Here is a 22,821-nt window from a genome sequence, read left to right as displayed (position 1 = left end):
TGTATCCCAATCTCCAGGTGCGCTGGCGCAATCGCTGCCGCTTGCGGTGCACTCCTGCTCTGGTGGTAGTCTGTCAGACGCGGCGCCCTTTGGATGCTTGCCATCGCGGAGTTGCTGCAACGGGCAAATATCTTGATACATTTGCTTTTGCTCCAAATTTTTTTGTGGTGAGTGTATGGATAACCAAGACAAAGTCACGATTCACACCCCTTTTGCCATCTCTCCGCGTGGCGCCGAAGTGCTGGCCACCGGCTGGAGTGTCAAAAAAGAGTTCATCGGCGAGCCGGTGCACGATGCCAACGGCCAGGAAATTGGCACGGTCGACGATGTGATCGTTGGCAGAGAAGACAACCTGATCTTTGCCATCGTCGGCATCGGCGGCTTCATGGGGCTGGGGACCTATGATGTTGCGATTGAGTTTTCCCGCTTCAAGCTCGGCAAATACGGACTGCTGCTCCCCGATGCCAGCAAGGAGACCCTGCAGGGCCTGCCCCAGTTTGTCTATCCGAAGGCCACCGTCTGAGCCCTGGCGCCCGCGCGCCCACCCGCTGTTCCACGCTGAGCGCCGTTGCTGTCCATCGCAGCTGCGGCGCTTTTGCCGAACTGGCCCGGACCCAGTGCGGCAGTGGTTTCGCTGCCGTCCATGCCTGGCAGACCTGCAGCCTGCGATCGGCATCCGTGAGGCCCTGGCACTGAGACATAAAAAAGCCACCCTGCGGTGGCTTGCCCGTTGACGGCGCTCGGGTGTCAGGCGCGGCGCTGGCGCCCGATTCCGAGCCATGCGATCAGCGGTGTCAGTCCGAGCAGCGCCCACAGCCCCAGACCTGGCACTGGTGTAGGGGCCTGCTGCACCACACGGGCGGTGACAGGTCCCACCGGGCTGGTGCAGACCTCTGCACCAGGACTGGCACCGGTTTGGGCGGCCGGCTTGACGCAGAAGAACACGTACTGGTTCAGATCCGTGGCTTGCAAGGTATAGCTGACGGTCTGGCCCGCACCACCGGTTGTGCCGCTGGCGACGACGGTGCCTTCGCTGGCGCTTGCGATGCTGGGGTTGGGACTGGTGACAAACTGGTAGCTGGTGCCGGTGCCGCTGGGGTCTTCGACATCGCCATTGTTGTCGGTATAGGTATAACTGCCGGTGACGGTGGAGCCGACCTGGGGCGTGCCAGTGATGGCGGGCTCGGCCACCGGCACGGTATTGGGAGGGACGCGCTCGATCAGGGCCACCATGTGCTGGTAGGCAGGATCCAGGTTGCGGAACAGGTCCATCGTGTAGGTGGTGGAGCGGTAGGACGTGCGCAGTGTGGGCAGGTTGGCCTTCATCGCGTCGTACAAGGTGGTGTAGGCGGTGACGAATGCCGCCTGGTCCGTGCCACCATAGTCAATGACGTTTTCCAACGCGGGGCGCGAGGAACCTGTGCTGGTATTGATACTGGCGGCGCTGCCGTCATAATCATTACCGATTTCCCACAAGGCATACTGCAGTGCGCGCCGCTGCTCAATGGTGCCTGTTTTGTAGAAAGTCAGATAATACTGGTCGAGCAGCCAATAGATGGCCGCTTCCCCTGCAGCACCCGATGGGCCCCGGATCGCCGTCGCCCCCGCTTCCGTCTCAAACTGCGCTTTGGGTGTGCTGTAGGTAAAAGGCGGGTTCGTGCGGTGATCAATACAAATCAGCAGCACTTCGTCATCGCTATAAAGTGGTCCATCGGGATCATAAGCCAGCGATGTAGAGGTGCCTGAATAGATTCCGCTTCCGGCGTAAGTCACCGGGCCGGATATGGCCGCGGCGCTGGACAAGCCGGGCACTGCCATCGCAAGCATGGCGGCAAGGGTCAGAATCTGTGTTCGCATCGTACTTTCCATTTGCTGTACTGAGGCACCGCTCCGCCTCCGTTGGAGTGCTGAACCGTCTCCCATTGCCGTGGATCTGCGGATCACCGCCGTCCCGAGACAAGCTCGCTAACACAGGCACAGGTGGACGGACCTGGATGGATGCCGCGAGCCAAGGTGATGCCCAGGCAGGTGGAGAGGTATGCAGAAAATATACAGCGTGTCCAAATGTTCAATACTTTGGTTTTTTGCAAAGATCTTTGCTTTTATGCAAATGTGCTGGGTGATTTTCCAGAAACGAGGCGAGCGTTTATATTGTTGACATTTGCCGCAAAAACCAAAGTATCGGATGGATAGTCAGCAACAACTACCAATGCATGGTCTTAGTTTTTGGTGATTATTTCAGCGCTTGGCAGCAAGCTGGTAAATAGTGTGGTGCGCAAGCTTTTTGGCGAGGGCAGGTGGCTGATTTTTCGGCCGTCCGGTGGTTCCATCGGAAGGCGGTGTCATCGATGCATTTGCTGGCTATCGATGTTTGGAGTGCCATGGATGGAGACCGGGGTAATATCTTTATGGTGTCTTCCGGTATTCACTCGGCGCTGTTGAGGCTTCGTGGGGACCATTATTGAACCTCTGAAACGACGATGTGATGCGTTGGGCGATGTTGCAGCGATGGGCTGAAACAGTGATTGCAGGCTTTAAAAAGAAAATGAAGCTATTTTGAATTTGTAGTTCTGCAGGGGGGCGGCCTCGGCCCCCAGGTCATGCCGTGCAGCCGTACACGGAGAGCGGTAGGCATGCGGCGGCCTGGTGCAGGGCCATGGGGGTAGCCGCAGCCTCGATATGGGGCAGATCTACGGCGAAGACGCAGGTGGCTGCGCTGCCGCTTGCGTGCTGGCTGGCTCCGCTGGCCGTACCTGTGCCAGCATGTGGTTCGCCAAGGTTTCATACAGCGGTCGGGCGATCATCCGCGAGACCAGACTGGCCAGCATCGCGGCCGCCATCAGGCTCAGCACCATCGAGTGCCCATCTACCATTTCCATCACGATGATGAAGGCGGTGAGAGGCGCTTGCGTGACGGCAGCGAGGAAGGCAGCCATGCCCATCGCGATCAAAGCGGGTGCAATATCGCTGCCCATCATCAGCGACACGTTGTGACCGACACCCGCGCCAATGGACAAGGACGGCGCAAAAATTCCGCCCGGCACACCCACCCAGGCAGACAACCAGGTCGCGATGAATTTGAGCGTCACGTAGAGCGTTGGCATTTCCGCTTCGCCAGCGAGCATGTGCTTGACTTCCTCAGAACCGGCACCGAAGGTGGCGCCACTGGTGACCAGGCCGATGACCGCGATCAGCAGACCCCCCGCTGCTGCAAAGCGGATAGGGTATTGCGCGCGAATGCGGTTCAGGCGCTCTGGTGCTCCTGTCAGTGATGCGGCCATCAGTTTGGCAAACAGACCCCCCAGCGCGCCGCAGCTCAAGGCCACACAGATGCCAGGTAGCAGCGCGTGCCAATCCAGGCTCGGCACCTGGATGCGCCCGAAGTAATTCAGGTTGCCAAACGCTGACACCCCCATGAGACCGGCGAGCACGATCGCCGCAATGATCAACCCGCTGGCGCGCGACTCCAGCTTGCGGGACAGCTCTTCAATTGCAAACACGATCCCCGCCAGTGGCGCGTTGAAGGCCGCCGCAATACCCGCTGCGCCGCCCGCCACCAGCAGCGCATGGCCGGTGATGCCCGAGCGCGGACCGAACCAGCGCTTGGCGTGGTGCATGACACCAGCGGCCACCTGAACCGATGGCCCTTCGCGGCCGATGGACAGCCCGGCCAAAAAACCGAAGCCTGCCAGCGTTATCTTTGACGCAGACAACCACAGCGACACGAAGCGACTGCGCTCTTGGTCATGGAGCGCCGTCTCTTGTGCAGCCATGACCTGAGGAATCCCCGAGCCCGCAGCCCCCGGGGCCCAGCGCCGTGTGGCCCAGACGATCGCTGCCGTCAGGCAGGGGGTCCAGAGCAGCACGGCCCAGCCACCTTGCCAGTGGTAGATGTGCATGAACCAGACAAACGCCTTCTCGGCCACCATCGTGAAACCCACGACGCACAAACCCGCAGCGGCGGCATAGGCCAGCACAATGCCGCGCTCCACCCAGCGCCATCCCTCCCCGAATTCTTGTCTCAGGTTCTGTACGAAATCGGGTTCTTGCTGCATTGCGCCCTCGTGGAGTGAGGCGTTCAGTCTAGTCAGTTTGGAGGGGATGGGCCATTGCCATCGTTGCGCGCGACCATTAAGCTCAGGCTTTGTAGCGGAGGCCCATGGTTGAGAACGGAACCTGCCCCGCTACACAGGCCGGGTGAACCGACCGGACATTGCGGCAGGGATGAAGGCCCCACGACGCGCGAGCAAGCGCCGTGCGCAGGTACTGGAGGTGGGGCAATCCAGGCACAAGGCAGGGCACTCCCTGGCCATCTCGCTCTATGCGTGTCAGCGCTTTTTCGAGATCTCGGCGCTCATGTACTCGTTGAGGTAGCGCAAATCCTTCACCCGCCATGTAAACGCTGGGAGCTTGACGCCGTTCTCGCGCAGGGTTCTGGGAATCAAATCGCTATTGGGCCTCAGCACCACCGATGAGACGATGACGCCCGGGTAGTCATTCAAGCGCCTCTTGAACGCGGCGGTCGTGAGGTCGGGGGTGGGCGGGTTGCTTTTGTTCGCCAAAGGCCCTGTGCCTTTGATATCGGCGCCATGGCACATGGCGCAGCGCTGCACAAAGATATTTTTGCCATTGCTGTTCTCTGCCTGTGACCAAGGGGTGTGTGCCAGCAGTAGAAGACCGAGCGAGACGAAGACGGATTCTTTCATCGGGTGTTATGGAAATTTTTAGCCGCGTTATTTTGTGGCAAGGCACGGGCTTTCTGCTGCTATTTGCAGATGCCGGAGCTGTTTTTTGGGGCTCAGGCCTGTGAAGCCTGCATGGGGTAGAAGTGCTGGCAATCGCGCCAGTCCTGCACCGGCTGGTCGTCCAGATAAGCCGTTGGTTTTGGCAGAAATCCGCAAAAGCACTGGGTAATCCCAAGCTCATCGGCGGTGTTCTGACAATAATCAGCACCACCGGAACTCCAAAGGTACAACACTGCGCCTTCCTGGTGAAGACGGCGCACCTGTTCAAGCACTGAAGGCATCGGAATTCTTTTGGATCCGACGGTGCGCACCAAGGTGTCGTCAACATCAATGAATATTATTTTCTTCTGCATATCTTCAAGGCACCCAAGCGTTGATTGAGCCTGCATCCTAGACCAAGGATGGGGCGCCAGATAGACCTTTTTACCGCTGCTTGCGTCCGCAGGATATCGGCCAGATTGGTGCGCTATCCAAGGTTTGCGCTTGGCGATGCCATCTTGATAAAGCCACTGGGCACCCTGCCCAAGCGCTTGCGGAACATGGTTGAAAAGGCACTGGGGCTGTCATAACCCAGGTCCAGCGCCACCTGCGTGACCGACTGCCCGCCCGACAGCCTGGGGAGGGCCGCGAGCAAACAGGCCTGCTGCCGCCAGGCGCCAAAGCTCATGCCGGTTTGCTGGCGAAAGAAGCGGTTGAAGCTGCGCAGGCTTTTGTGCAGTTGTTCGGCCCAGTCCTCCGGCGCGTCCTGCAGCTGGGGCGCCTTCAGGAACGCCTTGCACAACGCTGCCAGCGTCGCGTCTTGCGGGATGGGCGCAAACAAGGGCATGGTCTCGGCCAGGCGCACTTCATGCAGCAGCAATTGCGCCAGCGCACCGTCGCGGCCTTGTTCGTCGTAGAACGCGGGCAGCGCGATGGATGCCAGCAGCAGCTGGTGCAGCAGCGGGCTGACCACGAGCGCTTCGCAGTGCTCGCCTTCGCGCGGCGCGGCTGCGGGCTCTATATACAAACTGCGCGTGCTGACGCCTTGCATGCGCACCCTGTGCCGTTTACCTGCCGGAATCCACACCCCGCTGAACGGCGGAATGACCCAGGCGCCATCGTCGGTCTCCACCTCCATCAAACCGCTCATGCCGTACAGCACCTGCGCACGGCGGTGGGTGTGGGTGTCCAGCAGGGTGCCGGGGCGGTAATCGGTGCTGATGGCCAGCAGAGGGCGGGGCACGGTGTCCACCGCATCGAGGGCAATGTTGTGCATCCCGGCATCTTGGCCTAAATGCGAGGATGTTTGGCTATTTGTTGAAGGTCAGCCGCTGCATATTTTTCTATCGTGGCGCTTTGCAACCTTGGAACTGCGCTTCTCATGTATTTGCTGCTGCTGTGTTTTGGTGTTCTTGCCGGTGTGACCACCGTGCTGTTTGGTTTTGGCGGGGGCTTTGTGGTCGTGCCGCTGCTGTACGCGGTGCTGCTAGGGGTCTACGGTGCCGATAGCGAGATGGGGCGCGCTGCGATGCATATCGCGGTCGCCACCTCTACCTGCGTGATGATCTTTGGCGCGGGCATGGCCAGCTGGCGCCACCACCAGGCCGGAACCTTGCCCTGGCGCCAGGTGCGGCCGCTGCTGGGCTATGTCGCGGTAGGCGCGATACCCGGCGCAATCGCTGCGCTGATGCTGAGCGGCAGCTGGATCCGCTGGGCCTTTATCGTCTATCTGGGCTTGACGATTCTGGACAGCCTGCTGCGCTCTGGCTTTACCCAAAGCCATCGCAGCGAGATGCGCGCCATGGCCCAACCCGCTGCGGCTGCGGCAGGCCTGTCGATAGGCGCTATTGCCGCCTTTCTGGGCGTGGGCGGCAGTGTAATGACGGTGCCGCTGATGCGGCGGCGCGGCGCGAGCATGACAGCGGCGACAGCGGCAGCCAACCCGCTGTCATTGCCGATGGCGATCGCAGGCACCGCCACCTATGCGCTGATGGCCTGGAACACCGCGTCTCTGGGCGCCTGGCATCTGGGCTTTATCGATCTGCGCGCCTGCGCCGTGTTGGTGCTTGGCTCCTGGTTCGGTATCCACATGGCCTCCCGGTGGATCGGGAAGATCCCCGATGGCCTCCATGCCAAGGTCTATATTGCATTGCTGTGCGGGGTCTTGCTGACCATGCTGCTGAGCTAGCAGTGAGCGACGGACGCCCCGATCAGCAATCGCTGCGGCCTGGACGGTGCGGAGATGCCTCCGTGAACGGTGAGCTGCAGCATACCGGGGAGGTCAGATGGGGTTTTCTGCATTGGTGCCAGAGTTGGTGGTGACGGACATCAATGCCAGTCTTCAGTTTTGGTGTGGTGTTGTGGGGTTTTCTGTGTGGTATGACCGCCCGGAAGAACACTTTGCCTACCTTAGCTTGGGGGAGGCGCAGATCATGTTGGAGCAGCATTGCCCGGGCGACCGCAGCTTTGTCAATGGTGCGCTTGCGCAACCCTTTGGCCGTGGCATCAATTTCCAGTTGGCGGTGCCATCGGTGGACGAGATCGTCGACCGCTGCGCCCGGCAGGGCATTGCGCTCTTCTGGCCGATGGAGGAGCGCTGGTACCGGCAGGGGAATCATGAAGTGGGGCAGCGGCAAATGATCGTCGCGGATCCGGATGGTTATCTGGTGCGTTGCATGCAGCCGCTGGGTACCCGCTCCAAGCGCCTGCCGGCGCCTTCATAGTTTTGCTGCCCAGATATGCTCTCTTGGCACACAAACGGGCTCAGCTGAACTGGTCGGTGTAGTAGCGCGCGGCGCAGCAAGAACAGGCAAACAGAGACACTTGTTGAAGCGATTCGGGCGGGCCCTTGAATGTCAAAATTTCTCGGTGTTTTTCCCAGTCCCTTTTCCCAGTATTGCTGCAATTGCTGCGTGGCCAGCAGTTGCTGAAAAAGGACGGGCGAGCCAGTCAATTCACATAAAGTGGCGCAGCAAAAATAGCCAGTCAATGCAGCCTTGCAGAAAGTGGGGCATGCGGGTAACCGGTTGAACACTTGCCAAGCGCGGGCGGGATTATTGAGCAGGCTTTGTATAGCTCTCACTATGTCGTGGCGGAAGGAACGCTCCGCAGTGCTGCTCTGGATGCAATCCGCGCGCCAATAACAAACCTAGGACTCAGCATGCGCCAGTTCCTCGTCTGCTGTCATCGGGGGATCGACAATGGTATCCGTGTCGCATTACTAACAACTAGTAATATATAAGTAAGTGTGCACACTTTTTATATTAAGGGTTTCCGATGATTCGCATGTCTTACGGAGCGGTAAAAATGATTTTGCAGCAACTCGCTGCATATAGACAGGGAGATTTAATGAAAAATTTTTTTGCGGCCGTAGCTATCGCATGCGGACTGGCTGGTGTTACCCAAGGTGCCCAGGCGGCCGGTAATGTCGAAAGTGCATCTATGAACCATATGCGCGGTTGGGCGTGCGACCCAAACTCTCCGCTCTACCAAGGGCAAGTGATGATGTACCGTGACGATGGTCAGTGGGTGGGAACCGCGCAGATCAATGTGGCGCGTGAAGCTGCAGTTAGCAATGCATGTGGTGGCGGAACCATTCATGGATTTGATGCCAGCTGGCAAGTGGATCCATCGCTGATAGACAATAAAAACCATTATGTTGAATTCTGGTATATCGGCGGCCAAGAAATGGAACTCACCAGTTCACGGAGGTTGCTGGGATTCTGTCAGGCTGTCATCAGCCCAAGTGGACTTTGCCCAACAAACTGATAAATTTATTCGGCTTAGATCCCGGCCTCGAAACCAACCCGCTTCGGCGGGTTTTCTCATTTCTGAAGGAGTCTCTCAATGCAGAGCACAGATATCAGAAAGCCGATTGCAAAGGCAGTGATTGCGGTGACGGTAGCCATGGCCGCGCAAGCCGGGACCCAACGCTTCTACCGTAGCGTTGTCGATACAGAACTCATCGCCTATGGCTAGTTTTGGAAAAGCAATGACGGTTGGCTTGTAACCGCTGGGGCTAGAGCTAGCCACAACGAGGTCGCGCATCATCATGTTTGACGAGTACCTACATCGACGGCAACGCTTATGTGACATGGATTGCCACGGGCACACGCCTGGGCAACGCAATCTAAAGGATCAGCATGTACATCGACAAAGAAACGGGTGACTACCCGCTAAGCCCTGCGGACATCATCAGCCGGCACGCCCACAACATGTCGTTTCCCGTGCCTTTTGAGGCGCCTGAGCGTTATGAGCTGGTTGCGTCGGCTGAGCCTCCCGCATTCGTGCAGGCAAGCCACAAAGCAGTGGAGCTGGCCCCACTGGTGACAGAGGACGGCTACCAGCAGCAGTGGGAAGTCGTGCCGCTGAGCGCTGATGAGCTGGCTCAACTGGAAGCCGATCGGCTAGCAGCAGAACAAGCGGCACGAGACGCTGCACGGGTGACCGTGACCAAGCGCCAGGCGTTGCTTGCGCTGTTCAACATGAAGGGCATCAGGAACGAGGACATCGAGGCGCAGATCAATCTGATCCCCGATGAGTTCGACCGCTACCGGGCCCTGGTGGACTGGCAGGGATCGGCGGCCATCGAGTCGGACAGCCCCACGGTGCTACTGCTGGCGGCAGGCCTGAACTTGACTGCGGTTGATCTGGTAGAGCTGTTCGGCTACGCCCAGACGATGTAATCAAGCTGCGCGACAATGCCATGCGAATTACATTTCAAATTCAATGTAAACTTTAGAAACATGCACGGCAGGCGCCTCTCTCCGCTTGGTGTATATTTCTACGGAGTGGATATGGACTGTAAGCGTTTGCTTAAGCTGGCATCGGCTTTGATAATTGCGTTCTCTGGCGCGGCTGCAACCGTGCATGCCCAGCAGATGGATCCTCAGGCGCTAACCCAGGCGCAGGCACAGAGTGCCTCGATCAACAAAATTCTGGCGAATCTTAGGGGGCAGCTTAAACAGTCTCCAGACCCTGAGGGTTAATCGCAGCGGCTGAGCGCAGCGCTGTATGAGATGAATAAAGACCAGTTGGCCAAGCTTACGCAGTTCACCAATTTGGTTGAGTTCGAGAAAGCATTTGCTGATGTTCGAAAAGTTTCTAACTTGGTCAAGTTAAAAGCTGCAGTTGTTGACGATTCCGGCTATGTATTCAAGCCTGTGACCCCATGCGGATTGGTTGACTCCCGTTTCCGTAATGCGGCAAAGCCACTGATCGCGAATGTTGCGGAGCAATTTAACATTTGGGATGGAGTCATCCAAGGCTCGACCGCACCATGCAGCGCGGCATCGATTCCTGCGGGGGACATTGGCGCGTTGGCCCTGACTGCTACGGTCGTCGGCGCTGCAAGCGACGGTTGGCTGATCATGTCCCCGGCAGGGGATGCCAGTGAGTCTTCTGTGTTGAACTACATGCCACGAGATGCAATCGCTAACTCGACGGTGTTGAAGTACACGAGTGGATTCACACTCAAAGCTTCCACGAATGCTCATGCTTTGGTGAGCTTGATAGGGGTCTACGTAAAGAGTGAAGAGCCTAAACTTTCTTGCTATGACACTCCATTTGTCGACGTCATGATACCCCCAGGGGAGAGAATGGACCTGACCCTCCTTGCGTGTAGTACTGGATACCAAGCAGTGAGTGCCAGCTGTGTTTCGGCTGGCCTTTCTTTGATGGGCAATGAAGCTGCCTTCGTTGATCCTCGTTTTGGAGGCACTGGCTTTTGTAGTGCTAGAAATAATATTGACTACACCGCTCAATTAGCTGGTCGACAAAAGTGCTGCAAGGTGACCCGATAGCAGTAATTTTCTAATCGACAGCCCAATCGCTGTTTAGTTTGATTACACCCGCTTCGGCGGGTTTTTTCATTTCCGGCCCGCCAATGTGCGGGCTTTTTCTTTTCTGAGGGAGTGCCTCAATGCACAGCACAGATATCAGCATGCCGATGGCAAAGGCGACCAGTGCCTTGACCTTGGCCACGGCCGCACAAACTGATGTGGCAGACAAGATCGCCCAGGCGGCGACGGTCAATTCCAGCTTTGAGACGTGGTTCTGGGTGAACTCCATCCCGTGGGGGACCATTGCCTCGATCGTGGCGGCGCTCTATACGGTGCTGCTCATCTGCGAGTGGTTCTGGAAGAAGCTGTGGCGGCCGGCGTTTGAGCGATGGGGCTGGGTCAAGCCGCGCAAGACTCGGATAGTCCTGTTTGAGGACTACCAAAAAATGACTGAAACGCAGAGGGCCGAGCTATGAGCCGCGTGCCTGACGCCTTGCGCAATGGCCTCATGGCCCTGGCAATTCTGACGGCGGGCGCAGGCGGCTACGTTGCGCTCGAGCGCGACAAGGCAGCCGCCGAGGCCATGGCCGAGCAGAATCAGTACATCCAGGCTGTGGCCGCAGACCCTGGCACTTCCCAGGCAGTCAAGATCGCCATGGTGATGGGCAGCTACTACGAGAGCAGCTACCGCCACATTGGCACACCCTACGTGGACAAGCTGGGCAAGGGCCAGCCGCTGACCGTGTGCAACGGCATAACGGGCCGCGCCGTGGTGGCTGGCCGGTACTACTCGCCGGCCGATTGCTACGCCCTGGAGCGCAGCCGCTACCTGGCGGCCGAGCGCACCGCCACGGGCATGTTCCGGCTCTGGACCACCTACACCCCGCTGCAGCAGGCTGTGTTCATCGACTTCATCCACAACAAGGGCGAGGGTGCGCTGTACACCTCGACCCTGCTGCGCAAGGCCAATGCGGGTGATGTGGTGGGCGCATGCCGTGAGAACCCGCGCTGGAATCGCGGCACGGTCAACGGCGTATCTGTGGTGCTGCCAGGCCTGCAGATCCGCGGCGATGCCAACGGCGAGATCTGCGAGGCCGGCTTATGACCTGGCAGATCAAAGCCGCTCTGGCCGTCGTCATCGCCGCGCTGGCCTTCTCCGCCGGCTGGGTGGTCAAAGGCTGGCAGGCCAGCAAGACCATCGCCGAGCTGAAGCATGATGCGACTACCCAGGAGCTGAAAGAAGCCCAGAAGGTGCTGGGCGACATAGCTGGCTTTCAAAAAGGATTTACCCATGCTCTCTCCAACTTCCAAGCTGGCAACAGCGCCAATGCCAAAGCGCAGCAAGAGCTGGGCGCTCTCATTCTCGATGTGCGCGGCACTGCTGCAGGGCTGCGCGGCGACTTCTCCAAGCTCCCCCAGCGCATCACCGATGCTGCCCGACCCGCCCTCGCAGAGTACGCCACAACCTGCACAGCCGTATTCGAGGCAATGGCAGCTGCAGGTGGAAGACTGGCAGAAGGTGGTGGAAGAATCGCGCGCCAAGCTGAAGGGCACGCTGCTGATGCGCGACTGATGCAGGAGGCGTGGCCAAGCTTGAGCCGTGAGGTTAGTCGCTAGCCTCTTGAAATCCAACGGTGGATACGTCTTTGGCTAAGGACGATTGAGACATTGATTGGTCCCTGCAGCTGTTCAACGTCCCGAGGGTGTTTAGAGCGCTCATGGGATTAGCCGGACATACATAGCCGAAGTGGTGCCATCACCTGTTGCAACTTGCTTTATTTCAGCGAACGGTTGGGCTTTAACTAAAGCACTAAATTTTGGAAATCCGTAGTTTCGTGAATCAAATGAAGGATCCGTTTTTTGCATTATTGCACCCACCGCGCCCATCGCCGCCCACCCGTCATCTTTCAGGTTGGTTTCGATTGCCAGCTTTAAGAGGCTAGTCAGTTTCCCGGTCGAATCGGAGATAAGGGGTTCAGTAGAAGAGGCTGATTTCGTGGGTTCAGCGGCGGCATGGTGCGGCGCAATTGCCTCGGCAATGCTGCTGGGTCGAAGAATTTCTGTATAGATGAATTTGTCACACGCCGCGACAAAAGGCTCAGGTGTTTTTTGCTCACCAAATCCGTAGACCGCCTGCCCAGACTCGCGCAATCTGGTCGCGAGGCGAGTAAAATCGCTGTCACGTGATACTAGGCAGAAGCCATGAAGGTTGCCAGTATAGAGAAGATCCATAGCATCAATGATCAGAGATGAATCTGTCGAGTTCTTCCCCTTTGTGTAGCTGAACTGCTGAACAGGCTGCACTGCGTGCTTATGAAGGCACTCTTTCCATCCCTTCAGATTCGGCGTTGTCCAGTCCCCATAAGCACGCTTCACTGTAGCGGTGCCATACCGAGCTACTTCCGCAAGAAGATCTGGTAAGCATGCTGCTTGAGCGTTGTCAGCATCAATTAAAACAGCCAGTTTTTCGTTAGCCAATTTGCTCACTCCAGTCCCATTAGTTAATTGCAGCTTCAAATTTTTTACTGTACAGCCTTGATCATAAGGTAAGGTTTTTTTAGAAATGCTTTGAGCATCGAGATGCTGGCTGACCAGTACGACAGCGACCAGGCCTGCAGCCAGAAATAGAAAGAGCCTCCCCGGCGCCACTACGGCACTGGGGAGGCTCTTTTGTCGTTTGTGGGGCCATTGTCTGATGGATAAACTGTATTTTTATACAGTATCGAGGGTGACCCCATGCAGATCGATCAAGTTGCCATCGCGGTGCTCGGAGCAGCAGCCGCCTGGCTGTCGCAAGCCCGCTCCGATAGCTTCAGGCGCTGGGCGTGCATCTTCGGCATGCTGGGCCAGCGTTCTGGTTCTATGCCTCATGGAAGGCCCAGCAATGGGGGATCTTTGCCGTGAGCGTGCTGTATGCGATGGCGTGGATGAAGGGGCTGTGGGTGCACTGGATCCGGCCAGCCCGAAGCCGGAAATCCGGCATCGGAACAATCCAGCTCACGCCCGAGGTCAAGAAAAAATAAAGCCGCCCGGAGGCGGCTCTCATATCAGCCCTGACGGCGTCGGCTTCGCACTAGCCCGAACACAGCTAGCAGCGATGACAGAGCGATCACACCCCATTCACCAAGTGTCGGTACAGGCGTTGGTGCAGCCATGACAGGCGCAGCAGCAACGGTGATGCTGAAGCTGTGCGTGACGCTGTGCACGGCAGCCTTTGCCATCGCAGACTGCGGCAGGAGCGTGCTGTCCTCGATCGTGACGCTGAACGTGCTTGTCTGGGCCTTGGTTGGTGTGCCGGTGATTGCACCAGTTGTCGGGTTCAGGGTCAGCCCTTCAGGCAGGTCACCAGTCAGCGTGAAGGAGTACGGAGGCACGCCGCCCGCAACAACGATGCCCGCGTTGTAGGCTTGGCCAATCTGCCCGCCTGGAAGGGTTTGGGTGGACACAGTCAAGTCGAGCGGATCCACGACGATGGTGAACTGCGCGCTCTTGACCTGACCTGCATCATCCGTGACCGTGACGGTGATTTGCGATGTTGCTGCTGCTGTCGGCGTTCCGTTGATAATGCCGGTTGCCGGGTCGATTGTCAGGTCGGCAGGAAGGCCAATGGCCGACCAACTGTAGGGCGCAAGACCGCCAGTGGCCTGCAGCGTCAAGCTGTAGGACTGGTTGATGCGCCCCGTTAGCAGCGCACCGGGATCCGTGATGGCAGGCGCAGAGATTGGCGTGACACTCACCGGAGCGGAGGATGGGCCTGCCCACTCATCCTGGTTTGTTGCAGTAGCCGAGCAATCGTATGTGGTGCCATTCGTCAGTCCTGAGACTGTGACCGGGCTGTTCGTTTTGGTCGCGGATACGGTCGATCCGCCGCCTTGAGGTATGCAGCCCACAGTGAAGTGTTTCAGAGCGGCGGAACCAGGATCCGAGAGATTGACTGTGAAAGTGGCTTGGCCATCACCGCGAGAAGCAAGGCTGAGGCTTGGTGCCGCTGGTAAGTCCACATATTCAATATTGGCGGTGAAAGCCAGGTCCGTATCGCCAACAGAATCCCAAGAGTCTGTCCACGGGCGACTATCCTCCGTGTACAGAAACATACCTCCTTGATAGATTGGCGATGTGTTGAGGCCCCAGCGCCCTGGTGATGTTGAGGGGGACCAAGGAACTTCTATTGCACTGCCTATGAGTACATATTGCTTTCCAGGATGCAACGGCACATTTAAGCCGATGGCCCCCTCTCGCTCATACCCGGTGTGACTCAAGTCAGCAGGAGTAGGACTCCTATACAGGGCTTGACCTGTGACAGCGTTGTTCACGGGATCCCACTCGTAGACGTAGAACCGGAGTTGAAGATTGGGTGCAGGTGCCCAAATCATGAATTCAAAGCCCCGCAGTACAGCCGGTAGAGAAGGCGCCGAAATAGTCTGACCATAGGTTTGGATGGAGCCCGGCAGAACGCCAGCCCCTCCCCATCCTGTCAGCGTATCAATGCTCTGCGCGTTGACAGGGGCAACCAGCATTCCGAGAGAGAAGAATGCCGCGAGAGCTGACGTCGAGGCGGTACGGATGGAGCTTGAGAAGGTGTTCGGCATTGATTGGAAGGGCATTGATTCGCTGGACCGGACAGGCAAGCGCCCATGCGATGAGAGCATTAAATGTGTTCAGACTGTTGCAAAACGTCAATCACGCAAATGAGTGAACGGGTATACCCTATGCCGCCAAGTCGAGGGCCTGGCGCCGCTGCAGCGGGTCGGTTGCCTCGCTCTGGAGCCGGGGGAAAGCGGCGCAAATAGTGCCCGTCAGAACGAAAAAAGGCTCCAAAAGGAGCCAGCAAAATTAGACGGAAATCGGCGGTTCATGTCCCCGCAATGTCCCCGAAGGACTTTTGAAAAAGAGAGCCACTTGATTTTATTAAGAAAAAGTGGCCTCCCCGACAGGAATCGAACCTGTATCTAGCGCTTAGGAGGCACTCGTTCTATCCATTGAACTACAGGGAGGGTGAGGTAACACTATACGCCGATTTTAGGCGTCTCCCTCTGTGCTTCTCATGATTTATCATTGCTTCTCACTAGCTCAGTGATACGGGATTGATACGGTATCACTTAGAGGATCAAGCAATGGCAAGCATCACACAGGTCAACGGGAAGTGGCGGGCACTTGTCCGTCGCAAGGGGTTCCCATCATATTGCAAAACGTTCCCGGTCAAGGCACAAGCTGTGGCCTGGGCAACCCGCATCGAGGCAGATCTTGGCACCGGTCAGGCACCCACTGGTGATGTCGTGCGCGGCGGATCTTACTCCGTCAGCGAACTGATACAGGAGTATCGCAAGCTCATGGAGAAGACCCGGCCAATTTCAGACAAGTCCAATTCGCACTACATGCTCAAGGCCCTGGATCTACACCTGGGCCAGCTCGATGCGCTTCGGCTGACTGTCGATGACCTGGTTGGGTTTTGCTTGGTTCGGAGGGAAGAAGGCGCGGGTCCCTATACGGTCAACATGGATGTATCGAAGCTAGGGACGGTGATGCGCTACACCGGATCGTTTTTGCGGCTGCAGCTGCCGGATGCGGTGGGCATGGCGAGGCCTGTGCTCAAGCACATGGGGCTCATTGGAGCAGGGGGGAAGCGAGAGCGTCGGCCGCAGGAGGATGAGCTTGCGCGCATCCTCGCGTGGCTGACGGAAAACAGGGGGAAGGTGTACGCTGACTTTGTGTACTTCGCTGCTCTGACGGCAATGCGGCGGAGTGAGATATGCGGACTGCTACGCGCCGACCTGGACCCAAAGAAGCGCTTGGTGCTTATTCGTCAGCGCAAAGATCCTCGGACCAAAAAAACCAATGACCAGTGGGTGCCTCTTTTAGGTGAGTCATGGGATATAGCGCTTACGCAGCCATTAGTTGAGGGTGATCCGCGCATTTTCACGGTGCACCCACAGACAGTTAGTAAGTATTTCAAGGAGGCTAGAACGGCGCTAAACATCCCCGACCTTCGTTTACACGACATGCGACATGAAGGAACTAGCAGATTGTTTGAAGATGGATTCGCCATTCAAGAGGTTGCCTTAGTAACAGGGCACAAAAAATGGGAAACATTAAAAAGGTATACCAATCTTAGACCGGAAGATTTACATCGCTTTCCGTCTGAATAGTTGAATTAATTTCTTGCCTTTAATTTATAAGTTTCCATTAAAGGCAAGAAATATTAATCTTCGATAAATACAGGAATAAGACTTCTAGCAAATTTCATTTGCTAGCCAACAGATTTCGACCGATTGGAATAAACGTTACCAGTCGCGCTTCCGTTGACCTACCTGTAGCGAATCCTTTGGACATTACTGGTAGCTTCCAGAATTCCTTCACTGCTGACCCTATGTCAACTCTGATCGGGCTTTTATTAGCAATGTGATAGCCCGCGCCTAGAGCAAAAACTTCAAAAGCCGTATTCAAAAACGAGCCTTGAAATTCTTTCTTTTTTGAGTCCCATCTTTTGAATAATAAGTCTCCACCATTTTCTGCAAGAAGGCTGAAAGTTTTCTTGAATGTGGCTTCAAGAGTCTTTTTTCCCTTTGGGAATTTTTCAGCGATTGCCATCGATTCTTTATCCAATACTTGAGGTAAATCCCTGAGTGATGCGTTGGTAATTCTATCGTTAGATCGATTGTGCAGAACCAAAAAGCGTATTACTAACTCCAGATCGTAGCGTTCTTCTATCAATCGCTCGCTGAGTTGTGTGCAATGGATGAAATTTTCGTCCGTTGAGAGACTCTCTATCCATGAGAAGCACTCTGAAGACACAGCGACAAGAAGAGCAGATCTCATTTCTTGAGAATTTAAAGATGAACCATATGAGTTCAGTCGTTGGAACAGGTCGAACTTTGTTGACGGGGATGATTCACGTTTAATAATTTTGAGATCTAGCTTGGACCTTTTTATATCGAGTTTCTGTGCCTCAGTTAAAGCTAGATCTGGATCTTCATGGTCCCATGACCTACCTTCTAGAGAAGGCAAGTATTTAGTGCCTTGCAGGACAAAGGGGGCATCTTTTTGATTATTTTTTTTCAGCTCTCCTTGAAGTTGCAGAATTGTTGAGATTCGTTGTAATCCATCAACTACCTCCCACTTTCCTGATTCAACTTGTGAAACAAAAATAGATGGGATAGGGATTCCGAGTAAAAGACTTTCGACCAACATGGATTTCTGCGTTTCAGTCCACCTGAAAAATCTTTGAAATTCCGGTCTAATTATCAATTCTCCCTCTTTGTATAGATTCGTAAGCTCCCCAATGCTCATTGGATATCCATCAGACGATATCGTGCGACGTGCTTCAATGATCTCTAACTCCAAAGCGTTGAGTTCTGTAGTTTTCATTAGCGCCATCCTTCCATGCGTTCGAGTTCGGTTGCCAAGTAAGTAAGTTCAGGAAATATCATGGTTTCATCAAATCCTAAAGCTTGTAAATCTTGGTAATGTTTTATTCTATCGCCCTTGATATTTATTTTCCAAAGAAGTTCATCTTTAGATAATTCGGCAAAATTTTCCATATCTCCAATGTCATTTCCCCAGACAGTAAACGTTCCACGTTGTGCAACAATTCTTTTTGAATTATGAGCGCCATACATTGCGACAGGACTTTTTAATCGTCTTTTCTGAGTAAATGGTTTGTAATTCTCCAATTCCTCATCTACGGTTGTGAGAACTTGAATGGCATCGCCATATTCAGAAAGACCTGGCATTGCTCTATTCCAACGTATAGGGTCGAGGCACCAAATTACAGGGTGACAAGCTTCGCCTTCTTTCAAGTTCGGTGGCGTAGAGATTGCAAAATATGCAGCTACAAAAATGTTTTCACTCCAGTCAAGTAGTCTGGTAGATAACCCATAATGTTGCATCGCAAACAAGTGTTCCCATTCATTTTGAGGATATCCGTCCGGCCAATATGCCATGCTGCGCTGTCGAAATCTGGTTATTAGACGGCTTTCTCTTTCAAATACTTCTTCTGATGTTTTATCAAACCTTAATATTTTGGGAATCAATTTATGATGATTGTTATTAATTCCTCTAAACCAAAGTCTATGATTGCCAGGAATTTTAGTTTTTATATCCAGAGTAGTATCTATTAGCTCTGGTAAAGAATTTACGTCGTATTCAATTATTGCCATATGTAACCTGAATGTTTGAGTTTTCCGCGACCTGAGCTGTCTCTTATCAGTCGCTACCGTAGACGGTCAGCCACCAATGAGTATAAACCGCAGAATTTTTTCAGAAAATTACATGTCGTGATACAAGCAACGGGTTCAGCAACTTTGCTGAAATCATTCAAGGTTGTGCAGAATTTTCAATAAAAACATAGACTTTGTCTAGGACTTCTCGCATGCTTCAGACCTTTACACATCATCATGACTGATGACGAATGCTGTCGAAATGCTTGGCGACATCTCTAAAGTCTGCGTAGCGCTTGCCATTGTCAATGTAGGTAGGGATGTTTAGGGTGTTAGCACTGATACGATTTAGCACCGTACCTGAGGAAATCCCTAGGATGCTTGCAAGCTGTTCAACATTGAGCCTTAATCCGTACTTTTCGGCTATGAACATTTGCGTCACAAGACTAGTCTGATTGTCAGAGGATTGGATTGCGGCCGGCATTCGGCGAGTCATAACAGGTGTCCCTTTTCTTGTATTGAGTCAAGGTGCTTGAGCAGAGCTGAGCGCTTGCAAGCGTCTTGGCTACGTTTCCAATGCATGTCAAGCAATGTTTCGACCTTATTCATTACAGAATCAGCTGCCCCGGGGAGCTGCCGCAGCCTAAGCATGTTCGGTCGTGAGTATGATGAAGTTCAGACATCTGCCTCCTTCTGCACCTGGTTGGTCGCGAACTTGACGAACTTTTTTGGGCCAGACTTAGGATTAGGCATAGCCACCTCATAGCCCTTTTCGCCCAGATCGCGATAGATGTTGCCAGTGCGGCCGCCCCATTTGGCCAGGCTCGGTTCGAGCGCAACGCGGATGATCGTGACTTGTGAGCCCACGGGGATGCGCTCGCCGCCGGCGGCGGGCATGTCTGCAGGGGGCTCAGTGGATGATGCTGGGACAGCTTCCTCCGAGGCGGTGAGTGTCGCAGGCTGGGCGTCAGCCACAGCCTGCGCATCGTCGTCCTGCGCGGCCGCAGCCGCGCCTGGTATATCTCCCTGGCCAGCATCCCGGGCCTCGGCCGCGTCAGCGGGGCTTTGCGCCTCCGCAGCTTGCATAGCCTCGGCAATCGCGGCCTGCGCAGCTTCAGCGCTGAGCTTTGGCTTCTCGTCCACCTGGATCTTCTTCTTTCCCCCGCGCACCTTCTGCGCTTGCGCAGCGGGGGTAGGGGTAGAAGAGGACTTCTGGGGCTTCAATGGATCGGTGGATTGCGTACTTTGTGCAGCTTTTTTGGCTTCTGCTTGTTTTTTGGTGGCTTCTACAGCCCGCTGATTGGCTCGCGTCTTGGCCTTTACTGTCTTGGCATCGACACCAAAATCCTGGGCGACCAGCAGCAGACCTTCGTTCGCCTTGTCCTCGCACATCCAATAGCGGTACTCCACGTCCCCATACATGATCAGCAACTGCAGCACGTCGCCGGGCGCATCTGTCTCCGCGATGTACTGCAGCAGGCCTGCTTGAGGTGCAACCTTGCCGAGATCCAGCAGCTTGCAAAGCTTCTTGGCTCGATCCTGGCTGTAGCCCTTGGCATAGTTGGAAGCAATGAGGCGCAACACCGCGTCGGAAGGAGTTTCATGCGTGCCGTTGCAGATCTGCTGCCAGGTGGAGGTAAGCAGATCCCACCGCCATTGCTCTTCATACTTAGTTTTGGCAGCGGCCTCTTCCTGGCGCACCTTGGCCTCGGCATCGCGTTCAGCGTCAGCTTTGACCTTGGCTGCAACCTCTTCGTTGTCTGCATCCTTGAGCAAGGTTTCTACCTGGTCGGAGGTCAGGACCGCGACGAGCTGGCCGTCTTTGTGCGGATTGGCCACCAGGGTGGGCTGAATGCCTCGTCGCTCCATGGCCTTGCCGATCAACTTGCGCAACGGCTTGTCCGTCGGGCTATCGTTACGGTCATCTAGGCGAAGGTAGCCCTTAACCTCACTGCTCCAGGAGTTGGGCATCAAGGCCTTGGCCTCACGGCCCTCGATGATGGTTTGCCCACGCTCCACAGCAGCGCGTTTGATGGCGATGGCATGCGCCTCTTCCTTGTCGTGGTAGCACTTGGGGTCTGTGCATACGTCTGCACTAGCCACGTCGTGATACAGGTCCGCCTGCGCACCTGTGCGCTTTGGACACTCTTTACAGCTGCCAGCGCGGGGCAGCAATTCAGCATCGGTGATCTTGAATAGAGCGCTGCTAAGCTTGAGCATGTAGTTTTGCTGGACATGTTCAGCACAGGCGCGATAGCCAATGGGATCGCCTGCATAGTTTTTCTGCACGCAATATGCCAGCGCTTTCAATTGCAGCGATTCATCTGGGATACGCGCAATGAGCAGGCCTTTGCTGTAGTCGATATCCCCAGTTCGAAGTGCCTCACGGGCTTTCTCGCAAAGGTCGAGTAGCTTGAGTCGGCCGTAGATATAGCTTCGGCTCTTACCTACTTCAGCGCCCAGCTGATCGGCGTTGATGCTCTGCGACTCCATCAACTTCTCGTAGCCCTCGGCTTCTTCCAGCTCAGTGATATCGGCTCGCTGCAGGTTCTCAATCACCTGTGCTTTGAGGGCCTGTGCATCGCTCAGTGGTCGAATAACGGCGGGGATTTCCGGCACTTCTGCCAGTTGGCTGGCTCGCCAGCGGCGCTCGCCGCACACCAGCTCGTACTGGGCAGGCTCACGCTTCTCGGCGCGCGCCCACGCCATTTCATCTTTGATGCGGTCCACTGGTAATGGGCGAATCAAGATGGGCTGCAATACGCCGGTAGCCTTGATGCTATCTGCTAGCTCCTGCAGCTTTGCTGGGTCGAAGTGCTTGCGCTGATTAGTGAGACTACGTGCGATGCTCAGCACTGGTACAGACTGCATCAACGGGCCAGCGCCTGGCATTGGCAGGTCAGCAGTATGGTTTTGATTGGTCATGGTGTTTGCCTCTGCTCAATGGGTTGCGGATGCTTCGTCTTGCTCGGCGGCCTCAGTGACCATAGTGATCAGTTGGTGCAGCAGGGCAACCAGGTTGCGATCCCCCGCCAAGCCAGCGAACGCACCAGTGATTGCCCAAACAAAGGAAGTCAGCGCTTCTGCTTGGAGGCGTGCCTGGTTGGGATATTGATTGACGATGAGATTCATTACCGCATCAGCCACTCCATCGGCCAGCGTTTCAGGTGTGCTAGCGTCAACCTGGTTGTAGATAGTCTTCATGCCAGCGCTCCTGGCGCATCGCCTGCCTGGGCGCCGTGGCTGAGCAGAACTTGTTGCAGGGGCTGACCCGCTTCAACTTCGTGCTGCATCTGCAGGCGTTCCGGTCGCGTGACGTGCTGCCAGATGCAGCAGTCAAACAAGTCTTGGGGATTGGAGTGAATGCCATGGCATTCAGGGCAGGCATGCAGCTGGGGGATGGGCTTGGTGTTCATCGCATAGCTCCTAGAGGGGGTAGCCAGCTGGCAAGAGCAACAGGTGCTGCTCTGCCAGGGCATAGGACATAGAGAATTCGTTTTGTTCAGGGCGCGCGGAGGCCAGGACCAGCGCGCCGCGAGCTGGGGTCTCGGTGCTTGGGTGTTTATCGGTGTGATCCAGCACAAAATCGAGGCCGAAGTGGTCGCACAGTGCTTGGGCATTGGTGCGCATGCCCGTGCCCGGGATACCGTAGATAACGATGCTGGGGTAGGTCATGCGCGCCTCGCTTAGAACTGCAGGGACAGGGCGATAGCAGAAGCGGCGCCAACCGTAAAGGCGACGACTGCGATCCAGATGGCGACCCAGTGCAGCGTGTTCAAAAAGCGCTGCTTCATCGGCGGGTAGAAGGGGCCTTCAAGTTGGATGGGCGCGGGCATTTCAGCGCTCCTGTACAGCAATGACCTGATTGCTCTTGAAGTGCTTGCGTGCAAAGTGCAGAGCTTTCTTCAGGCTGGGCGCAAACTTGGCGCGCCAGTGGCCGTTGTGGTGAAGCAAGTAGAGACTCATACCGCCACTCCGCGTACCTTGCGGTGAGCTGCTGCATGCTGGGCAGCGTCAGCCACGCCGATGTGAAGTAATGCACCGCCTCGGATTGCATGGTCTTCGCAAGACTGTGCATCCCTAGCCTGTTGATTTCCATGCAAACCTGACCCACCATTTCCATCCAATCTTGACCCACTCTGATTCGTGAGTCGTTGGCTC

The 22,821-nt window shown here is 55.8% G+C and carries 26 protein-coding genes, 1 tRNA gene and 1 pseudogene; 12 read left to right on the top strand and 16 right to left on the bottom strand.

Annotated features, from left to right (window positions below):
- Nucleotides 1-175: 175 nt before the first annotated feature.
- Nucleotides 176-523 carry a PRC-barrel domain-containing protein gene (locus ACHWUQ_RS06110; RefSeq protein WP_312527522.1) on the top strand — a complete coding sequence of 116 codons (348 nt, stop codon included), beginning with the start codon at nt 176-178 and terminating at the stop codon, nt 521-523.
- 224 nt (nt 524-747) lie between these two features.
- Here ACHWUQ_RS06110 and ACHWUQ_RS06105 read toward each other — a convergent pair whose 3' ends face one another.
- From ACHWUQ_RS06105 to ACHWUQ_RS06085, 5 genes are all read right to left on the bottom strand, one after another.
- On the bottom strand, nt 748-1,857 hold the full coding sequence (locus ACHWUQ_RS06105; RefSeq protein WP_312833925.1) for a hypothetical protein: 1,110 nt from the start codon (nt 1,855-1,857) through the stop codon (nt 748-750).
- Between the two features lie 833 nt (nt 1,858-2,690).
- On the bottom strand, nt 2,691-4,055 hold the full coding sequence (locus ACHWUQ_RS06100; RefSeq protein WP_394680614.1) for a chloride channel protein: 1,365 nt from the start codon (nt 4,053-4,055) through the stop codon (nt 2,691-2,693).
- A gap of 273 nt (nt 4,056-4,328) precedes the next feature.
- The gene (locus tag ACHWUQ_RS06095; RefSeq protein ID WP_394680613.1) at nt 4,329-4,706 is read right to left on the bottom strand and encodes a c-type cytochrome; all 378 of its coding nucleotides are present in this window, start codon (nt 4,704-4,706) and stop codon (nt 4,329-4,331) included.
- Nucleotides 4,707-4,798: 92 nt separating this feature from the next.
- Nucleotides 4,799-5,098, bottom strand: a complete 300-nt coding sequence (locus ACHWUQ_RS06090) for a DUF705 domain-containing protein (protein WP_369460743.1) — start codon at nt 5,096-5,098, stop codon at nt 4,799-4,801.
- 113 nt (nt 5,099-5,211) lie between these two features.
- Nucleotides 5,212-6,000 carry an AraC family transcriptional regulator gene (locus tag ACHWUQ_RS06085; RefSeq protein WP_394680612.1) on the bottom strand — a complete coding sequence of 263 codons (789 nt, stop codon included), beginning with the start codon at nt 5,998-6,000 and terminating at the stop codon, nt 5,212-5,214.
- Between the two features lie 105 nt (nt 6,001-6,105).
- Between ACHWUQ_RS06085 and ACHWUQ_RS06080 the strand changes: the two genes are divergently transcribed.
- The 9 genes from ACHWUQ_RS06080 to ACHWUQ_RS06040 all read left to right on the top strand — a co-directional run bounded on the left by ACHWUQ_RS06080 (nt 6,106) and on the right by ACHWUQ_RS06040 (nt 12,121).
- Nucleotides 6,106-6,912: a sulfite exporter TauE/SafE family protein gene (locus tag ACHWUQ_RS06080; RefSeq protein ID WP_394680611.1), complete on the top strand. Its 807-nt coding sequence runs from the start codon at nt 6,106-6,108 to the stop codon at nt 6,910-6,912.
- Between the two features lie 97 nt (nt 6,913-7,009).
- Nucleotides 7,010-7,447: a bleomycin resistance protein gene (locus ACHWUQ_RS06075; protein ID WP_394680610.1), complete on the top strand. Its 438-nt coding sequence runs from the start codon at nt 7,010-7,012 to the stop codon at nt 7,445-7,447.
- 553 nt (nt 7,448-8,000) lie between these two features.
- Complete coding sequence (locus tag ACHWUQ_RS06070; RefSeq protein ID WP_312527536.1) at nt 8,001-8,492, top strand: hypothetical protein; 492 nt, start codon at nt 8,001-8,003, stop codon at nt 8,490-8,492.
- Nucleotides 8,493-8,570: 78 nt separating this feature from the next.
- Nucleotides 8,571-8,702 carry a hypothetical protein gene (locus ACHWUQ_RS06065; RefSeq protein WP_312412595.1) on the top strand — a complete coding sequence of 44 codons (132 nt, stop codon included), beginning with the start codon at nt 8,571-8,573 and terminating at the stop codon, nt 8,700-8,702.
- Nucleotides 8,703-8,866: 164 nt separating this feature from the next.
- Nucleotides 8,867-9,409, top strand: coding sequence for a hypothetical protein (locus ACHWUQ_RS06060; RefSeq protein ID WP_394680609.1), 543 nt, complete (start codon nt 8,867-8,869; stop codon nt 9,407-9,409).
- 333 nt (nt 9,410-9,742) lie between these two features.
- Nucleotides 9,743-10,525 (top strand): hypothetical protein, encoded by a 783-nt coding sequence (locus ACHWUQ_RS06055; protein WP_394680608.1) that lies wholly within the window; start codon nt 9,743-9,745, stop codon nt 10,523-10,525.
- A gap of 119 nt (nt 10,526-10,644) precedes the next feature.
- The gene (locus ACHWUQ_RS06050; RefSeq protein ID WP_312527541.1) at nt 10,645-10,980 is read left to right on the top strand and encodes a hypothetical protein; all 336 of its coding nucleotides are present in this window, start codon (nt 10,645-10,647) and stop codon (nt 10,978-10,980) included.
- Nucleotides 10,977-11,609, top strand: a complete 633-nt coding sequence (locus ACHWUQ_RS06045; RefSeq protein ID WP_394680607.1) for a lysozyme — start codon at nt 10,977-10,979, stop codon at nt 11,607-11,609. The genes ACHWUQ_RS06050 and ACHWUQ_RS06045 overlap by 4 nt, the downstream gene beginning before the upstream one ends.
- A complete protein-coding gene (locus tag ACHWUQ_RS06040; protein ID WP_394680606.1) occupies nt 11,606-12,121 on the top strand; it encodes a hypothetical protein in 516 nt (171 codons plus the stop codon). The genes ACHWUQ_RS06045 and ACHWUQ_RS06040 overlap by 4 nt, the downstream gene beginning before the upstream one ends.
- A gap of 99 nt (nt 12,122-12,220) precedes the next feature.
- Here the strand turns inward: ACHWUQ_RS06040 and ACHWUQ_RS06035 are convergent, their stop codons facing one another.
- Nucleotides 12,221-12,982: an NYN domain-containing protein gene (locus ACHWUQ_RS06035; protein WP_394680605.1), complete on the bottom strand. Its 762-nt coding sequence runs from the start codon at nt 12,980-12,982 to the stop codon at nt 12,221-12,223.
- Nucleotides 12,983-13,240: 258 nt separating this feature from the next.
- Here ACHWUQ_RS06035 and ACHWUQ_RS06030 point away from each other — a divergent pair.
- Nucleotides 13,241-13,527: pseudogene (locus tag ACHWUQ_RS06030) on the top strand (hypothetical protein).
- Between the two features lie 24 nt (nt 13,528-13,551).
- Here the strand turns inward: ACHWUQ_RS06030 and ACHWUQ_RS06025 are convergent.
- Together ACHWUQ_RS06025 and ACHWUQ_RS06020 are read right to left on the bottom strand one after the other, a co-directional pair.
- A complete protein-coding gene (locus ACHWUQ_RS06025; protein ID WP_394680604.1) occupies nt 13,552-14,598 on the bottom strand; it encodes an IPTL-CTERM sorting domain-containing protein in 1,047 nt (348 codons plus the stop codon).
- 825 nt (nt 14,599-15,423) lie between these two features.
- Nucleotides 15,424-15,498 (bottom strand) — tRNA-Arg (locus tag ACHWUQ_RS06020).
- A gap of 120 nt (nt 15,499-15,618) precedes the next feature.
- On the opposite strand from ACHWUQ_RS06020, the gene ACHWUQ_RS06015 reads away from it, so the two are divergent.
- Nucleotides 15,619-16,650 (top strand): site-specific integrase, encoded by a 1,032-nt coding sequence (locus tag ACHWUQ_RS06015; RefSeq protein ID WP_394680603.1) that lies wholly within the window; start codon nt 15,619-15,621, stop codon nt 16,648-16,650.
- 94 nt (nt 16,651-16,744) lie between these two features.
- On the opposite strand, the gene ACHWUQ_RS06010 is transcribed toward ACHWUQ_RS06015, so the two are convergent.
- The 8 genes from ACHWUQ_RS06010 to ACHWUQ_RS05975 form a co-directional block, all read right to left on the bottom strand.
- Nucleotides 16,745-17,869 carry a DUF262 domain-containing protein gene (locus ACHWUQ_RS06010; protein WP_394680602.1) on the bottom strand — a complete coding sequence of 375 codons (1,125 nt, stop codon included), beginning with the start codon at nt 17,867-17,869 and terminating at the stop codon, nt 16,745-16,747.
- The gene (locus ACHWUQ_RS06005; RefSeq protein WP_394680601.1) at nt 17,869-18,660 is read right to left on the bottom strand and encodes an FRG domain-containing protein; all 792 of its coding nucleotides are present in this window, start codon (nt 18,658-18,660) and stop codon (nt 17,869-17,871) included. The genes ACHWUQ_RS06010 and ACHWUQ_RS06005 overlap by 1 nt, the downstream gene beginning before the upstream one ends.
- A gap of 675 nt (nt 18,661-19,335) precedes the next feature.
- Entirely contained in the window at nt 19,336-21,585 is a 2,250-nt protein-coding gene (locus ACHWUQ_RS06000; RefSeq protein ID WP_394680600.1) for a ParB/RepB/Spo0J family partition protein, read from the bottom strand.
- A 15-nt stretch (nt 21,586-21,600) separates the two neighbouring features.
- Nucleotides 21,601-21,864, bottom strand: coding sequence for a hypothetical protein (locus tag ACHWUQ_RS05995; RefSeq protein WP_394680599.1), 264 nt, complete (start codon nt 21,862-21,864; stop codon nt 21,601-21,603).
- The gene (locus tag ACHWUQ_RS05990) at nt 21,861-22,076 is read right to left on the bottom strand and encodes a hypothetical protein (RefSeq protein WP_394680598.1); all 216 of its coding nucleotides are present in this window, start codon (nt 22,074-22,076) and stop codon (nt 21,861-21,863) included. Before ACHWUQ_RS05990 ends, ACHWUQ_RS05995 begins: the two co-directional genes overlap by 4 nt.
- A 10-nt stretch (nt 22,077-22,086) precedes the next feature.
- Nucleotides 22,087-22,335, bottom strand: coding sequence for a hypothetical protein (locus ACHWUQ_RS05985; RefSeq protein ID WP_394680597.1), 249 nt, complete (start codon nt 22,333-22,335; stop codon nt 22,087-22,089).
- A gap of 11 nt (nt 22,336-22,346) precedes the next feature.
- The gene (locus ACHWUQ_RS05980; RefSeq protein WP_394680596.1) at nt 22,347-22,496 is read right to left on the bottom strand and encodes a hypothetical protein; all 150 of its coding nucleotides are present in this window, start codon (nt 22,494-22,496) and stop codon (nt 22,347-22,349) included.
- A 1-nt stretch (nt 22,497) separates the two neighbouring features.
- Nucleotides 22,498-22,626: a hypothetical protein gene (locus ACHWUQ_RS05975; RefSeq protein ID WP_312412616.1), complete on the bottom strand. Its 129-nt coding sequence runs from the start codon at nt 22,624-22,626 to the stop codon at nt 22,498-22,500.
- Nucleotides 22,627-22,821 lie beyond the last annotated feature (195 nt).

Origin of the sequence: uncultured Comamonas sp., from assembly GCF_964277875.1 — a bacterium.
GTDB lineage: Bacteria > Pseudomonadota > Gammaproteobacteria > Burkholderiales > Burkholderiaceae_C > Comamonas > Comamonas sediminis.
This window is presented reverse-complemented; position numbering and strand designations above follow the sequence as displayed.

Excerpts from the sequence above, each read along its gene's own strand:
- ACHWUQ_RS06010 (WP_394680602.1), bottom strand. The coding sequence starts at position 17,869 with ATGAAAACTACAGAACTCAACGCTTTGGAGTTAGAGATCATTGAAGCA.
- ACHWUQ_RS06110 (WP_312527522.1), top strand. The coding sequence starts at position 176 with ATGGATAACCAAGACAAAGTCACGATTCACACCCCTTTTGCCATCTCT.
- ACHWUQ_RS06055 (WP_394680608.1), top strand. The coding sequence starts at position 9,743 with ATGAATAAAGACCAGTTGGCCAAGCTTACGCAGTTCACCAATTTGGTT.
- ACHWUQ_RS06085 (WP_394680612.1), bottom strand. The coding sequence starts at position 6,000 with ATGCACAACATTGCCCTCGATGCGGTGGACACCGTGCCCCGCCCTCTG.
- ACHWUQ_RS06060 (WP_394680609.1), top strand. The coding sequence starts at position 8,867 with ATGTACATCGACAAAGAAACGGGTGACTACCCGCTAAGCCCTGCGGAC.
- ACHWUQ_RS06100 (WP_394680614.1), bottom strand. The coding sequence starts at position 4,055 with ATGCAGCAAGAACCCGATTTCGTACAGAACCTGAGACAAGAATTCGGG.
- ACHWUQ_RS06025 (WP_394680604.1), bottom strand. The coding sequence starts at position 14,598 with ATGTTTCTGTACACGGAGGATAGTCGCCCGTGGACAGACTCTTGGGAT.
- ACHWUQ_RS05980 (WP_394680596.1), bottom strand. The coding sequence starts at position 22,496 with ATGCCCGCGCCCATCCAACTTGAAGGCCCCTTCTACCCGCCGATGAAG.
- ACHWUQ_RS06075 (WP_394680610.1), top strand. The coding sequence starts at position 7,010 with ATGGGGTTTTCTGCATTGGTGCCAGAGTTGGTGGTGACGGACATCAAT.
- ACHWUQ_RS06040 (WP_394680606.1), top strand. The coding sequence starts at position 11,606 with ATGACCTGGCAGATCAAAGCCGCTCTGGCCGTCGTCATCGCCGCGCTG.
- ACHWUQ_RS06080 (WP_394680611.1), top strand. The coding sequence starts at position 6,106 with ATGTATTTGCTGCTGCTGTGTTTTGGTGTTCTTGCCGGTGTGACCACC.
- ACHWUQ_RS06065 (WP_312412595.1), top strand. The coding sequence starts at position 8,571 with ATGCAGAGCACAGATATCAGAAAGCCGATTGCAAAGGCAGTGATTGCG.
- ACHWUQ_RS06005 (WP_394680601.1), bottom strand. The coding sequence starts at position 18,660 with ATGGCAATAATTGAATACGACGTAAATTCTTTACCAGAGCTAATAGAT.
- ACHWUQ_RS06000 (WP_394680600.1), bottom strand. The coding sequence starts at position 21,585 with ATGACCAATCAAAACCATACTGCTGACCTGCCAATGCCAGGCGCTGGC.
- ACHWUQ_RS06070 (WP_312527536.1), top strand. The coding sequence starts at position 8,001 with ATGATTCGCATGTCTTACGGAGCGGTAAAAATGATTTTGCAGCAACTC.
- ACHWUQ_RS05990 (WP_394680598.1), bottom strand. The coding sequence starts at position 22,076 with ATGAACACCAAGCCCATCCCCCAGCTGCATGCCTGCCCTGAATGCCAT.
- ACHWUQ_RS05995 (WP_394680599.1), bottom strand. The coding sequence starts at position 21,864 with ATGAAGACTATCTACAACCAGGTTGACGCTAGCACACCTGAAACGCTG.
- ACHWUQ_RS06105 (WP_312833925.1), bottom strand. The coding sequence starts at position 1,857 with ATGCGAACACAGATTCTGACCCTTGCCGCCATGCTTGCGATGGCAGTG.
- ACHWUQ_RS06050 (WP_312527541.1), top strand. The coding sequence starts at position 10,645 with ATGCACAGCACAGATATCAGCATGCCGATGGCAAAGGCGACCAGTGCC.
- ACHWUQ_RS06090 (WP_369460743.1), bottom strand. The coding sequence starts at position 5,098 with ATGCAGAAGAAAATAATATTCATTGATGTTGACGACACCTTGGTGCGC.
- ACHWUQ_RS05975 (WP_312412616.1), bottom strand. The coding sequence starts at position 22,626 with ATGAGTCTCTACTTGCTTCACCACAACGGCCACTGGCGCGCCAAGTTT.
- ACHWUQ_RS06095 (WP_394680613.1), bottom strand. The coding sequence starts at position 4,706 with ATGAAAGAATCCGTCTTCGTCTCGCTCGGTCTTCTACTGCTGGCACAC.
- ACHWUQ_RS06045 (WP_394680607.1), top strand. The coding sequence starts at position 10,977 with ATGAGCCGCGTGCCTGACGCCTTGCGCAATGGCCTCATGGCCCTGGCA.
- ACHWUQ_RS06015 (WP_394680603.1), top strand. The coding sequence starts at position 15,619 with ATGGCAAGCATCACACAGGTCAACGGGAAGTGGCGGGCACTTGTCCGT.
- ACHWUQ_RS05985 (WP_394680597.1), bottom strand. The coding sequence starts at position 22,335 with ATGACCTACCCCAGCATCGTTATCTACGGTATCCCGGGCACGGGCATG.